We start from the raw sequence: 13,941 nt of genomic DNA, 5'->3' as shown, positions 1-13,941 counted from the left end.
ATTTGATTATCGGGTTTTTTATTTTTGCCATTCATTCGATAAAATATGGTAAACTGTCAATAATTTAATAATCTGAATTTTTGTGAAAAAATGGAGCTATTGTAACCTTACACAAATTTGGAGGTTATCGTTAACATGACAGATATTATTATTCAATCAAAATGTATGGCACCAAGTCCATCCACTCATTGTATCAATAGAGCCGCACTTATGAAGACATTAAAGAAGAGCCATCACCATACTTGTACATTTATTCATAGTGGTGCAGGGTATGGTAAAACGACCATCCTCACACAATTTCTCTCGAACGAAGCGAATAAATTTTCTTGGTATAGTATTTCCGAAGAAGATGATAATTTATTACCCTTTTTAAGACATCTTTTTTTTAGCATACAGCGAGCTGTGCCGAATTTTGGTCCTACATTCGATGAGTGGAATCAATTGTCACGCTTCCCTAAAATGGAGGAGCTGAATCGCTGGTATAAGCTTTTTGTCAATTGCCTATGTAGCATAGAGGAGCCATTTCTAATTGTCATTGATGATTTTCATTTAGTGGATCACGTCTTTTCAATTAATTATTTTATGGAGAAAGTTATTGAATTTGCTCCACCAGCGATTCATTTTATTATCGCATCTAGAACATTACCGAATTGGGATATTATGAGAAAATTAAAGCTGCAAAAGAAGTGGCTAGTGATCAACGAGGACGAGCTGGCCTTTTCAACTGAGGAAATTGCTGTTTTTTTTGAAGAATATGTAGACGTGCATTTATCCGATGCTGAAATGGCCAAGATATTGGAGATCACAGAAGGCTGGGCCATCAGTCTTTCCTTGTTAGCAGAGCAATGGCATCATGTTTCTTTAGATTATTGGCTAATGATTTCTCCGAATGATCTTTTCACCTATTTGTCAGAAGAGGTTTATAGTAGGATGACTGCAACGGAGCAAGAGACCATTTTAAAACTAGCTATTTTTCCTACATTTTCAGCGGAGCTATTGGAAGATTTTTATGGCTTTGAAATGGCACAAATGTTGAATACTTTATCACAGCGTCATTTATTTATTCAACCAGTGACAACAGATGGTTTATACCGCTTCCATGCTTTGTTTAGTCGGTTTTTAGAAATGAAATGGCGTCAGCATACAAGTTACTATACGGACCTTCATAAACAAGCGACATTCTATTATATGGAACGGCATAATATTCAAGCTGTGCTTTATCATGCCTTTAAAACGAATGACCATGATTTTTGTGGAGAGCTATTACAGCGTCATGCAGAGCCATTAGTACGTGCTGGACAATTTGAATGGTTATTAGAAAAAATCAATCGATTTACTGTACAAGAAAAAGATACATTTTATAGATTATATTATTTTGATGGCGAATGCCATCGCTACCGTGCTTATTATGAAAGGGCGAAACAATCCTACGACAAGTGTGCAATGATCGCACAGCAGCAGCAGGATCACCTATTTATGACAAAATCTCAAGCAGGTTTGGCACATATTTACTTAGACACTATACAGCCTGCATTAGCAGAGCCTTATTTAGAAAAAGCATTAGAGCTTGCCAAATATACACCCTTACTAAAAGAGGAATTATTAGAACTTCAACGGCAATATGCTGAAAACTTAGTGAACTTAGGGAAGGCCAAGGGTGCACAGTTATTTATGGAGGACGTGGCATTGCCAGCGGATGTCATGCAACGAGCGAATGTGGATGTCCGAGTTTTACTACGGACTGGGCAATTACGAGAGGCGAAGGAATTATTAGCACAGCGCCTTGAATTGCCACCTCAGCTTGTGGCAACCCATCGTGAAAGTGAACTACTAGCAGCATTTGTCTATGCATTGTTAGGACAAGGAAAGGAAGCTTGGTATGCAGCCCAGCATGGGATACGCAGGGGGTTAAGAGAGAAGTCTATTTTTATAGAGGCGGTTGGTTATATCAGAAAAGCACATGCGCTACTATTAATGGATTTCCCAGATTATCAAGGGGCATGTCAAGCCTATGAAAAAGCGTTGACTTTATTGAATGCCATTAATATTTCTCGAGTTAAGGCCGAACCTTATATGGGGCTAGCGATTGCTAAACATTATTTAGGAGATATAGTAGCGGCTAAGAAATACTTGGCATTGGGCTTACGAGAAACCGAGCAAGTACAAGATGCTTGGATGACAGGCCTCATTCTTTTAGCGGAAGTGAAAATCATTCTCTCCCAGCAAGAAACAGAACGAGCGAAGCAATTAGTAAGGAAGGCACAACAATTATTTCAGGAATGCGGAGATCGCAATGGCTTGATGCATGTTCTATTCTATCAATCCGTTATCGCGTTTCAAGAAAATAATAGAGACCAATTTCATCCGTATTTTCAACAGTTTGCGCAATTATGTTTGGCAAATGGCTATGACTATTTTTTACAAAGGAAAATGATACTTGGTCCAAGTGATCGAATGATTTTCTATGAGCTATTGCATTTTAGCCAAACAGGAGGTGTGGAACATGCAGCCATTCTTACATTACGAAGCTATTTTCAAGTGGAGGACAGTATCAATTATCCGCATGATGCAATACAAATCAATCTTTTTGGGAGTTTAAGTTTAATTCGAGCACAAAGAAAGCTCGAAGATAAAGAATGGCAACGTGATAAATCGAAGGAATTGTTCGTGTATCTATATTGTCATCGCAATCGTTTTACACCAAAGGAAGAAATAGCGCAGGCATTATGGCCAGACCGCACTGTCGAGTCCTTAGATCGGGATTTTAAAGTGGTCTTAAATACATTATTAAAAGTGTTGGAGCCACAACGACATGCAAGGCAGGAGAGCTTTTTTATTCAACGTAAGAATAATATGTATCAGTTGCAAAATATTCCCTTTCTCCAAATTGACGTGGAACGATTTCACTATTATTACAACCTAGGAATGGAGGAATTTGATCCACAGTTGTCCGATGAATGGCTACTGTTAGCGGAAGCGAGTTATCCAGACGCCTTATATGCAGAAAAAAAGCAAATCGACTGGCTTACTCAAGATCGCGAAAAGCTACAATTTTTATATATAGAAGTTCTAGAACGTTTGGCACAAAATGCCACAAGGCAGCAGCAATATAAAAAAGCCATCCACTATGCAGAGAAAATAATTGGAGAGGATGCACTATGGGAGGAGGGCTATCGCCTGCTTATGTACAGCTACTACCAACTCCAAAACCGTTCTCTAGCATGCAAATGGTACGAAAAATGTGTCCAGCAGTTACAGAGCGAATTAAATACAACCCCTATGGAGTCGACCATGGCTGTCTATGATTTAATTATGGGATAGCCAGTTCCGTCGTTTAAATGAGGGAATCTTATTGGGGTGGTACAAATTTGTAGTGTAGGGAGAGCCACTCATAAGTAGAAATGAACTATATGAACAAGTTAAAAAAAGCAACATATTTAAATGCCATTTTGTCAGACAAATAAAAGGCTGGCCACAATTTGCAGATTGAACAAGATGAGTGAATGGTTGAATCGTGTAGAAGGAGAGATGAATTAAAGTGATACTTGCAAATGAAAAATTATTTTTAAGGGAATTCACGCCACATGACTGGATTGATGTTCATAAATATGCCTCACAGGAGATTGTTTGTAGGTATCAAACATGGGGACCGAATACAGAGGAGGATTCAAAAGAATTCATTCAGGATGCACTCGATGAAGCAAGACAAACACCAAGGGAAAGATATGTTTTTGCTATTATTTATCAAGAAACTTTAATAGGTTCGGTTGAGATAATGATTAGGGATTTCACGAATAAGGTGGGGGAAATTGGCTATATTGTTAACCCTGACTATTGGGGGAAGGGAGTAGCAACGCAGAGTGCTCAATTAGTGATCACTTTCGGTTTTGACACATTAAAGCTCCATCGTATTTATGCAACCTGTGACCCAAGAAATATTGGATCATCAAAGGTTTTAGAAAAGGTTGGAATGACCAAAGAAGGAATATTACGTGAAAATATGTTAATGAAAGACGGTGTTTGGCGAGATTCCTTCTTGTATAGTGTATTGAAGCAGGAATGGTCTTCATGAAGCGTACTACAGAATGCAGTTTGAAACACTAAAAAATAGTTCCTAATACAAAAGACAAAAATGTTGTACATTCAACGTTTTTGTCTTTCTTTTTACCTGATGTAATTAGTAGCGTAGCGATAAATCTTTTAACACTTTTAAATTTTTAATAAATAATTCCATAACCTCGATACAGAAAAATGCTTTGTACTTTTGTGCAAAGCATTTTTTGTAACTAATTTGTAACTGGACTTTTGTATAGTGTTGTCATAGCAAGAAAGCGCTTTCTATGGAGCTTATTTTAAAGGGGGTTATAGTATGAAGAAGCGGTGGTATTGGTTTCTTTTAGTAATGTTGGCTGTGGTGTTGGTAGCTTGTAGTGGGGAGGATACGAAGGATGATGCAACAGATGCAGATTCCTCCGATGGTGAGACAAAAGCGGTGACGGCGGAAGGAGGCACGATTAAGATTGGGGTGCTTGCTTCGTTAACGGGGGCGCTTGAATCATATGGGAAGCAGACGCAGCGGGGATTTGATTTAGGGATTGAGTATGCGACTGGTGGGACGATGGAGGTCAATGGTAAGAAAATCGAGGTTGTGTATGAGGATACGGAGACAAAGCCAGAGGTGGCCGTGCAGAAAGCAACAAAGCTATTAGAAGATGACCAGGTTGATTTTTTAGTAGGTTCTTCAAGTTCTGGTGATACCCTTGCTGTTCTACCGCTGGCAGAGGAGTATGAAAAAATTATGGTGGTGGAGCCTGCGGTGGCTGACAGTATTACAGGTTCTGAGTTTAATGAGTATATTTTCCGTACAGGTCGTAATTCATCACAGGATGCCTATGCAGCCGCGGCGGCTATTGCTGGTAAAGGTGTGAAGATTGCTACATTTGCCCCAGATTATTCGTTTGGCTGGGATGGGGTGAATGCGTTTAAAACGGCAGCGGAGAAATTAGGTGCTGACATTGTGTTAGAGGAGTATGCAGACCCAGCAGCAACAGACTTTACGTCTAATTTACAAAAGGTGCTAGATGCTAAGCCTGATTATTTATTCGTTGTCTGGGCAGGAGCAAATTCACCATGGAATCAAATCGCAGATCTTAAAATTCAAGAAAAGGGCATTAAAATTTCAACGGGAGCACCTGATATTATAGCGCTTCAATTTATGAATCCATTGGTTGGTATGGAAGGTTTTTCGGTGTATTACCACACGCTACCGCAAAATGATGTCAATAAATGGTTAGTTGAGGAACATCAAAAACGTTTCAATGAAGTACCTGACTTATTTACACCTGGCGGCATGTCTGCGGCGATTGCCATTATGGAGGCATTGAAAAAATCGGAGGGAGATGCAGATGCCAACAAGCTGATCGGCATAATGGAGGGGATGTCATTTGAGACACCAAAAGGTACGATGACGTTCCGTGAAGAGGACCATCAAGCCCTTCAATCGATGTATTCGATTCGCTTAGAGCAACAGGATGGCGTGGATTATCCAGTACCCGTACTTATTCGGGAGTTAAGTCCTGAGGAAACAGCACCACCTGTTATGAATTAAACAAATGAGAGGCAGCATGGCTGTCTTTCTACATAACTATTAGAGGAGAAGGGAGTAGAGGATGGAGCCAATACTACACACAGACAATTTAACGATTCAGTTTGGGGGACATACGGCGGTGGATTGCGTTAATTTTCAAATGCCTGAAAAGCATTTAAAGTCCATTATAGGGCCGAACGGTGCTGGGAAAACAACATTCTTTAATTTGATTAGTGGAGAGCTAAAACCAACTGCAGGTGATGTTTATTTTAAAGGGCAATCACTTGCCCAAAAGTCGGCCATCGAAAGAACACGTATGGGGTTGGGTCGATCCTTTCAAATCACGAATGTGTTTCCAAATTTAACGGTTCTCGAAAATGTTCGTTTAGCCGTGCAGTCAAAGGAAAAGATTCGTTATCAGCTATTTCGACACTACAAAAGCTATAAGGCGATTACCGACAAAGCGGAGGAGCTATTATCACTCGTTTTACTCGACAATAAACGGGACGCCCTGACAACGATGCTATCCCATGGAGAGAAAAGAAAGCTTGAGATTGCCATGCTACTTGCGTTGGATACGGAAATTCTGCTACTCGATGAACCAACAGCTGGTATGTCTTTAGAGGAAGTACCTACGATTTTAGAGGTCATTCGGACCATTAAAAATCAAGGGAATAAAACCATTCTGCTCATTGAACATAAAATGGATATGATTTTAGATTTATCGGATTCCATTATGGTGTTATTTAATGGTCAGCTACTAGCAGATGGTTCACCCGTGGAAATTATGAATAATGATACCGTACAACAAGCATATTTAGGAGGGCTGTACGATGACCACCTTACTGACATTAAATGAGGTTCACACGCATATCGGCCAATATCACATTTTGCAGGGAGTTAATTTTGAAGCGAGGGAGGGACAGGTTAGCGTACTGCTTGGACGAAATGGTGCAGGTAAAACAACGACCTTAAAAACAATTATGGGATTAACACCTGCGACAAATGGCGAAATCGCCTTTCGCTCCCACTCCATTAAAAAAAGCCCAACATACAAGGTGGCTAAATTAGGGATAGGTTATGTGCCTGAAAATCAAGGGATTTTTGCAGATTTAACGGTAGAGGAAAATATGAAGGTAGCCATGTATAAGGAAGATACTGCCACGTTAGAACGACAGCAATATGTGCTGGAGCTGTTTCCCGATTTGAAGAAGTTTTGGAAAAAGGCTGGCGGGCATTTATCAGGAGGGCAAAAGCAAATGCTGTCCATGGCAAGAGCCTTTATCAATGATAGCCAATTAATATTAATTGACGAGCCTTCCAAGGGGCTTGCGCCCATAGTGGTGGAGAAGGTGATGGAAGCGATTATGGAAATGAAAAAGAAAACGTCCATTGTTCTTGTTGAACAAAACTTTATGATGGCTAGCCGGATTGGTGATACCTATACTTTGATCGATGATGGCAGAACAGTAAATTCGGGCATGATGGAGGATTTGATTGTCAATGAAGAACTAAAACGCAAGTATTTAGGAATTGGATAAAGGGGGTGACCATCATTGGAGCTTTTCATCAATTTACTCATTAATGGCTTGGCAACAGGGATGTTGATATTTCTGCTGGCGGCAGGTTTGACGTTAATTTTTGGCTTAATGGATGTGTTGAATTTTGCGCATGGTGGATTATTTGTTTGGGGAGCCTATGCGGGAATCTTTACCTATATGTGGACAGAAAGCTTTATCGTAGGAATTATAGGTGCGCTTGTGACAGGTGCGTTACTTGGACTGCTTACAGAGAAATTGATTATTACGCCTGTTTACGGCAATCATATTCAGCAAATTTTAATTACGTTAGGGCTTATGCTCGTTTTGCAGGAATTCATCAAGGTGGTTTTTGGTCCAAATGGTGTGGCCGTAAAAACGCCGAGCTATTTAGCGGGAAGCTGGGAATTTGGTGACGTGATTATCATCAAATATCGCCTATTTATTATTGTTATAGGGTTTGTGATTTTTGGTGTTTTTCAATATATGCTGAAACGCACGAAGATTGGGTTGATCGTTCGAGCTGGTGTGCAGGATAAGGAAATGGCACAGGCTCTTGGTATTCATATTAAGCGTGTATTTCTATATGTCTTTATGGTGGGTGCGGCTCTTGCGGCACTTAGTGGAATGTTGATGGCTCCGTATTCGGGCGTCATCTATGCGGAGATGGGCATGGAGTACGCCATTTTAGGATTTATTGTCGTCGTCATTGGCGGAATGGGTAGTTTTTCAGGCTCATTGTTGGCTGCTATTTTAGTAGGGCTAGCAGGTAGCTTTATGGCTTATTATGTGCCTGTGCTATCACTAGCAGTCAATATGATTTTAATGGCCAGCGTTTTAATTTTCCGTCCACAGGGGCTGTTTACGATGCGAAAGGAGCGAACATCATGAACAAGAAAATGTCCTTACGCTCTATCGCTTTTTTCCTGTTATTGGCGATTTTTATCGTACTCCCTTTTGTCAATGATTCAAGGACGCTGCTTATTTTACTGACACAAATTTTCATTTTTGGCATACTGGCGATGAGCTATGATATTTTGCTCGGTTATACAGGAATCGTTTCCTTTGGGCACGCTATGTTTTTTGGTATTGGCGCTTACACGACAGCGGTCATGCTCAAGCAAATGGATAACACACTATTCATCTTTCTGGTGTCCATCGTGATAGGCATGGTAATAGCAGGCTTTGTTAGTTTTTTAGTAGGTTTATTAACCTTGCGCTTGAAAAGTCATTTTTTTGCGATGCTCACACTAGCCTTCTCGGGGTTATTTTTAGTAGTAGCTGAAAAGTGGCGCTCTGTCACGTATGGCAATGATGGCTTTACTTTTCGAGCACCAGATATTTTTAGAGATCGGATGACCTTCTATTTCTTTGTGTTAGCAAGCTTAGTTGTCATCTTTTTAGCGCTCCACCGTTTTGTTAACTCGCCGACAGGTCGACTACTAATTGCTGTTCGGGAAAATGAACAACGGACGAAATCATTAGGCTTTAATACCTTGCACTATAAAGTGATTGCCTCCGTTGTTGCAGGCATTGTTGCGAGCTTTGCAGGCTCCTTATATGCGATTTCTTTACGCTTCGTTAACACGAGTGTGATGGCGATGGATATTACACTCGATGCGCTATTAATGACGATTATTGGTGGGGTCGGCACTTTAGTAGGGCCATTACTAGGAGCAGCAGTGATTGAATATGCACAGCATGCATTATCAGGGCTAGCACGAGATTACCCTATTTTTGAACGTTGGATTATCTTCTTTGGGATTCTCTATATTTTAGCCGTTATCTTTTTCCCGAAAGGTATTATTGGCTCACTAAGACTGCTGTTTTGGAAATGGCGAGCAAAGCTAAAGCAAAGAAAAAAGCCCGTAGCTCTGCCCCAGGAAAAGGAGCGATTTGAATGACTGTTGGTATTGTCAGTACAGGTATCTATCTACCTCAAAATAAAATGACTTCGCAGGACATTGCGGCTCTTTCAAATATTCCAGAGGACATTATCCGTCAAAAAATGGGTATTCATGAAAAGCCAATCCCTGGTGAGCATGATCATACCGTGCAAATGGGCATATGGGCAGCACAGGATGCGATAAAAAAAGCAAATCTGGACCCGAAAGATATTGATGTGATCATCTATATGGGTGAAGAGCATAAGGAATACCCACTATGGACAGCCTCCATCAAAATGCAAGAGGAGCTTGGTGCGGTTAATGCATGGGCATTTGATGTGCAATTGCGCTGTGGCACGACGATCATGGCATTGAAAGTAGCGAAAAGTTTAATGGCATCAGATGACACAATTCATACCATTCTTTTAGCAGGTGGCTATCGCAATGTGGATTTTATCGATTACAGCAATCCACGAACGCGCTTTATGTACAATTTGGCGGCTGGTGGAGGTGCCATATTGCTACAAAAAAACTATGAAAAAAATCAGCTTTTAGAGGCGGAAATTATAACAGATGGTTCTTTCTCAGAGGATGTAGTTGTACCAGTTGGAGGTACGAAAACACCGTTAACACCATTCCATTTAACAGAAAATTTATATCAGCTTGACGTTTTGGACCCGATTGGGATGAAGGAGAGGTTAGAACAAAAATCATTAAGCCATTTTTTGAAGGTTATTCGCCGTTCTCTAGCGAAAAGTGGATACAGTGAAGAACAGCTCGACTATTTAGCGATGCTGCATATGAAAAGGTCTGCACATGATTATATTTTAGCAGAGCTTGGCTTACAGCAGGAACAGTCTATTTATTTACAAGACTATGGACATATTGGGCAAATCGATCAAATATTGTCCTTACAGCTAGCTCAGGAGCAAAATCGTATTCAAGCAGGTGCTCTTGTGACACTAGTGAGTGCAGGCATTGGCTATGTTTGGGGGGCTATCACAATACGTTGGGGATAAGGGGGAAATGGTATGTTACAAACAATTCAACTAGCAAATGGTGAGACGATGGCATATCGCAAAAGAGCTGGAGGAAGTCATCCTTTAGTGTTGGTTCATGGCAATATGACTTCCTCTAAGCATTGGGATGTGCTGATAGATGCTTTAGATGATAAATACACCATCTATGCAATCGATTTACGAGGCTTTGGAGGTTCATCCTATCATCAGCCAATCTATACCATTAAAGATTTTAGTGATGATGTTAAGCTATTTGTGGATGCGATGCAATTGCAAAGCTTTGACATGATTGGCTGGTCAACTGGCGGAGCTGTTTGTATGCAGTTTGCAGCTAATTATCCAGGTTATTGCCAGCAATTAATCTTACTGGCTGCTGCTTCTACACGTGGCTATCCATTTTATACGGATTTAGGAACAGGCGATCCAGCCTGCTTTAAGCGAGCCTATAACTATGAAGATGTACTTGTGGATACATCGAAAACAAAGCTTATCCAAGGCTTTTATGACACAAAAAACGGCGAAGGTTTACGGTCGATATGGAATGCTTTAATTTATACCCATCAGCAACCAAACGAGGAAAAATACCAAGAATATATAGAGGATATGCTAACACAGCGCAACTTAGCAGAGGTGTATCATGCACTCAATACATTTAATATAAGTGCTGTTGACAATGATGTGACAAAAGGGTCACACGAAGCTCTCCTACTCCAGATACCGATTTTAGTACTGAGAGGGGATCGTGACTTAGTTATTACAGAGGAAATGAATGCGGAATTACTGCAAGACTTAGGCAAAACGGCACAGTTTGTTAGCTTAAAAGATTGTGGACATTCACCATTGATGGATGATTTAGCACAATTAACAGCTGAAATCGAGGCTTTTTTAGAAATTGGAGGAAGACAGTATGCGTTTAAACAATAAAGTAGCCATTATTACAGGTGCAGCCAATGGCATCGGCTATGCGGCTGCCGAGCGTTTCATCGAAGAAGGGGCATGGGTATTTATCGCTGATTTCGATGAGAAGGCAGGGAATCTCGCAGCTCAACAACTAGGCGGAAACGCTATATTTATACAGGTGGATGTGGCAAGTAGAGAGAGCGTTAACCAGCTGGTGACAGCAGTGATCGAACAGGCTGGACGCATTGATATTTTAGTGAATAATGCAGGTATTACAAGAGATGCAATGCTAACAAAGATGACAGATGACCAATTTCAGCAGGTGTTAGATGTCAATTTGACAGGCGTTTTTCATTGCACACAGGAGGTCATTCCCCATATGGTGGCAGCTGGAGGTGGCAAAATCATTAATACATCATCGGTTAGTGGGGTCTATGGCAATGTTGGTCAAACGAATTATGCAGCGACGAAAGCTGCCATTGTAGGGATGACCAAAACATGGGCAAAGGAATTAGGGCGTAAAGGCATCAATGTCAATGCAGTGGCACCTGGCTTTACAGAAACAGCTATGGTCAAAAAGATGCCTGAAAATATTTTGGCTCAAATGCGGGCAATCGTGCCGTTACAACGTTTAGGAACCCCACGGGATATAGCCAATGCCTATTTGTTTTTAGCATCTGATGAGGCATCGTATGTTCATGGCCATACGCTTCATGTAGATGGCGCCATTATGATGTGATGGGGGTGTCAAGATGTTTGTTGAGCAAGAATGGATTTTAAAACGTGCCGCCTTAACGCCTCATCACATCGCCTTGATTAATCTAGCGTCAGAGGAGCAATGGACCTATCAGCAATTATCAGAGGAAATCGGCAAATGGAGTCAATTTTTCGAGCGTCAGCAGCTAAAAAAAGGCAGTAGAGTCGCAGTTTTTGCGAGAAATCATATCCAACTTTTTGCTATTCTATTTGCCTGTGGGCTACGAGGGCTTATTTATGTGCCATTAAACTGGCGATTAAGTAGAGAGGAATTAACACAAATTTTGGAGGATGCGACCCCTTCCATTCTCTTGTATGAAGAAGAGAGTCATTGTTCTTTGGTGGTAGAAAAAATGTTTCCACTTCATCTCATCAAGCACGAGAAGGCAACGCTACCAAGTAGGCAAGACGTGGACTTGAATGATCCATGGCTAATGATTTATACCGGAGGCACAACAGGTCGTCCAAAGGGTGTTGTGCTATCCTTTCAGTCGGTCAATTGGAACGCAATCAATACAATTATTAGCTGGGGTTTACAGGAGAAAGATCGGACATTAAATTATATGCCGATGTTTCATACAGGTGGCTTAAATGCTTTATGCATACCTCTTCTTATGGTGGGAGGAACCGTCATCATTGGCGATAAGTTTGAAGCGGAAGCCGCACTGCGGGCAACGAATCAATATCAAACGACGATTTCCCTTTTTGTCCCAACGATGTATCAAGCGATGATTGCTACGGAATACTTTCGAGAAAATCATTTCCCCTCGATGAACGTATTTTTATCTGGTGGTGCCCCATGCCCACATCCCATTTATGATGTCTTTCATAAAAAGGGGTTATTCTTTAAGGAGGGCTATGGCTTAACAGAGGCGGGACCTAATAATTTTTATATTGCAAGAGAAGATGCTTACGCGAAAAAAGGGGCTGTTGGGAAAAGCATGCAGTTTAATGAGGCGAAAATCATTAATCAAGCTGGGCAAAGTTGTGCACCTCGTGAAGTGGGCGAGCTGCTAGTAAGAGGTAAGCATATGTTCCGTTTTTATTGGAATAACAAGCAAGAAACCGCCAATATCCTACAAGATGGCTGGTTAAAAACAGGTGATTTGGCGATGATGGATGAGGATGGTGATTTTTATATCGTCGGTCGTAGAAAAGAGATGATTATCTCCGGTGGTGAAAATGTCTACCCTCAGGAAGTGGAGCAATGTATGCTGCAGCATCCGGACGTACAGGAGGTTGCCGTGATTGGTGTAGCAGACAATTATTGGGGTGAGATTGTAACCGCATTTATTGTTTGTTGTCATCAAGTAGCGACTATCTTAGATGAGCTCAACGAACTGTGTCATCAACAATTAGGATGTTATAAGATTCCGAAACAAATCATTTTTTTAGACCAACTACCGAAAACAAGTGTTGGTAAAATTGATAAAAAGGCATTGCATAGGCTAGTCGATTCCACCTGCTAAGTATGATGAGTCTCTCTTAAATAAGAATTAAAAGTGAGGAACAAATGAATGGCACACGCATTAGTTATTGGTGGGACAGGAATGTTAGCTGACACAACCCTTTGGTTAGTGAAGAACGGATATGACGTTTCGGTAATTGGACGTAATGCCAATCGAATGGAATGTTTCATAAGTAAATCATCAAATCCATCACGTGGCACACCAATTTTAGTTGATTATCTTGATATAGCCTTATTAAAAGAGAAGCTAGAAGAAACGATAGCGCATAATGGACCCATTGAATTGGTCATTGCTTGGATTCACTCCTATGCTGAAACTGTATTAGAGAGCATAGCTAGTGAAATTTCAGGAATATGGAAGCTGTTTCATGTATTAGGCAGTAGCGCTAATCTAAATGAAATCAAAGATAAAATCCATCTACTTGATATCACTCACTATCGTCAAGTCCAGCCAGGTTTCATAATGGAAAACGGTCAGTCAAGATGGCTTACACATAAGGAAATTTCACAAGGAGTCATCGATGCTATTCAGTATGATCGATCTATCAATATCGTTGGCACGCTACAGCCTTGGGAACAACGCCCGTTATAAATAGGAAATAACCTTCGTCCAACTAGTGTGACGAAGGTTATTATTTTTTATCATCATAAACGATTGTGTTGAAAAGCATTTAGATGTCATATGGGATGTAAAATAATATCCCATATTTTTACATAAAAAATGCATTGTTTTTGATTCAAATAGTGGCGTACTAAGCTTTTAGAAGAATGCATGTTCATCTTAGGG

12 protein-coding genes are annotated in these 13,941 nt (G+C 40.6%); all 12 read left to right on the top strand.

Features of this window, described 5'->3' with window-relative positions:
- The first annotated feature begins 135 nt into the window (after positions 1-135).
- Positions 136-3,321: a BTAD domain-containing putative transcriptional regulator gene (locus MKY46_RS12475; protein ID WP_340834373.1), complete on the top strand. Its 3,186-nt coding sequence runs from the start codon at positions 136-138 to the stop codon at positions 3,319-3,321.
- 217 nt (positions 3,322-3,538) lie between these two features.
- Entirely contained in the window at positions 3,539-4,072 is a 534-nt protein-coding gene (locus MKY46_RS12470; protein ID WP_340834372.1) for a GNAT family N-acetyltransferase, read from the top strand.
- A gap of 297 nt (positions 4,073-4,369) precedes the next feature.
- Positions 4,370-5,608 carry a substrate-binding domain-containing protein gene (locus tag MKY46_RS12465; protein ID WP_036117673.1) on the top strand — a complete coding sequence of 413 codons (1,239 nt, stop codon included), beginning with the start codon at positions 4,370-4,372 and terminating at the stop codon, positions 5,606-5,608.
- A gap of 61 nt (positions 5,609-5,669) precedes the next feature.
- A complete protein-coding gene (locus MKY46_RS12460; RefSeq protein WP_058843531.1) occupies positions 5,670-6,446 on the top strand; it encodes an ABC transporter ATP-binding protein in 777 nt (258 codons plus the stop codon).
- Positions 6,421-7,128: an ABC transporter ATP-binding protein gene (locus tag MKY46_RS12455; RefSeq protein ID WP_058843532.1), complete on the top strand. Its 708-nt coding sequence runs from the start codon at positions 6,421-6,423 to the stop codon at positions 7,126-7,128. The genes MKY46_RS12460 and MKY46_RS12455 overlap by 26 nt, the downstream gene beginning before the upstream one ends.
- Before the next feature lie 15 nt (positions 7,129-7,143).
- Positions 7,144-8,016: a branched-chain amino acid ABC transporter permease gene (locus MKY46_RS12450; RefSeq protein ID WP_058843533.1), complete on the top strand. Its 873-nt coding sequence runs from the start codon at positions 7,144-7,146 to the stop codon at positions 8,014-8,016.
- Positions 8,013-9,029 carry a branched-chain amino acid ABC transporter permease gene (locus MKY46_RS12445; protein ID WP_340834371.1) on the top strand — a complete coding sequence of 339 codons (1,017 nt, stop codon included), beginning with the start codon at positions 8,013-8,015 and terminating at the stop codon, positions 9,027-9,029. The genes MKY46_RS12450 and MKY46_RS12445 overlap by 4 nt, the downstream gene beginning before the upstream one ends.
- Positions 9,026-10,030 carry a 3-oxoacyl-ACP synthase gene (locus tag MKY46_RS12440; RefSeq protein ID WP_058843535.1) on the top strand — a complete coding sequence of 335 codons (1,005 nt, stop codon included), beginning with the start codon at positions 9,026-9,028 and terminating at the stop codon, positions 10,028-10,030. The genes MKY46_RS12445 and MKY46_RS12440 overlap by 4 nt, the downstream gene beginning before the upstream one ends.
- 12 nt (positions 10,031-10,042) lie before the next feature.
- A complete protein-coding gene (gene phaZ, locus MKY46_RS12435) occupies positions 10,043-10,954 on the top strand; it encodes an intracellular short-chain-length polyhydroxyalkanoate depolymerase (protein WP_340834370.1) in 912 nt (303 codons plus the stop codon).
- Positions 10,938-11,669 (top strand): 3-oxoacyl-ACP reductase FabG, encoded by a 732-nt coding sequence (gene fabG, locus MKY46_RS12430; protein ID WP_101966704.1) that lies wholly within the window; start codon positions 10,938-10,940, stop codon positions 11,667-11,669. The genes phaZ and fabG overlap by 17 nt, the downstream gene beginning before the upstream one ends.
- 13 nt (positions 11,670-11,682) lie before the next feature.
- Complete coding sequence (locus tag MKY46_RS12425; RefSeq protein WP_036117579.1) at positions 11,683-13,155, top strand: class I adenylate-forming enzyme family protein; 1,473 nt, start codon at positions 11,683-11,685, stop codon at positions 13,153-13,155.
- Positions 13,156-13,203: 48 nt separating this feature from the next.
- A complete protein-coding gene (locus MKY46_RS12420; protein ID WP_330493288.1) occupies positions 13,204-13,746 on the top strand; it encodes a short-chain dehydrogenase in 543 nt (180 codons plus the stop codon).
- The last annotated feature ends 195 nt before the right edge of the window (positions 13,747-13,941 follow it).

This window comes from Lysinibacillus sp. FSL M8-0355 (genome assembly GCF_038008985.1).
GTDB classification, from domain to species: Bacteria; Bacillota; Bacilli; order Bacillales_A; family Planococcaceae; genus Lysinibacillus; species Lysinibacillus fusiformis_D.
This window is presented reverse-complemented; position numbering and strand designations above follow the sequence as displayed.

Coding starts and splice junctions, on each gene's coding strand:
- MKY46_RS12475 (WP_340834373.1), top strand. CDS start 136: ATGACAGATATTATTATTCAATCAAAATGTATGGCACCAAGTCCATCC.
- MKY46_RS12425 (WP_036117579.1), top strand. CDS start 11,683: ATGTTTGTTGAGCAAGAATGGATTTTAAAACGTGCCGCCTTAACGCCT.
- MKY46_RS12440 (WP_058843535.1), top strand. CDS start 9,026: ATGACTGTTGGTATTGTCAGTACAGGTATCTATCTACCTCAAAATAAA.
- MKY46_RS12455 (WP_058843532.1), top strand. CDS start 6,421: ATGACCACCTTACTGACATTAAATGAGGTTCACACGCATATCGGCCAA.
- MKY46_RS12445 (WP_340834371.1), top strand. CDS start 8,013: ATGAACAAGAAAATGTCCTTACGCTCTATCGCTTTTTTCCTGTTATTG.
- MKY46_RS12465 (WP_036117673.1), top strand. CDS start 4,370: ATGAAGAAGCGGTGGTATTGGTTTCTTTTAGTAATGTTGGCTGTGGTG.
- MKY46_RS12420 (WP_330493288.1), top strand. CDS start 13,204: ATGGCACACGCATTAGTTATTGGTGGGACAGGAATGTTAGCTGACACA.
- MKY46_RS12460 (WP_058843531.1), top strand. CDS start 5,670: ATGGAGCCAATACTACACACAGACAATTTAACGATTCAGTTTGGGGGA.
- fabG (WP_101966704.1), top strand. CDS start 10,938: ATGCGTTTAAACAATAAAGTAGCCATTATTACAGGTGCAGCCAATGGC.
- phaZ (WP_340834370.1), top strand. CDS start 10,043: ATGTTACAAACAATTCAACTAGCAAATGGTGAGACGATGGCATATCGC.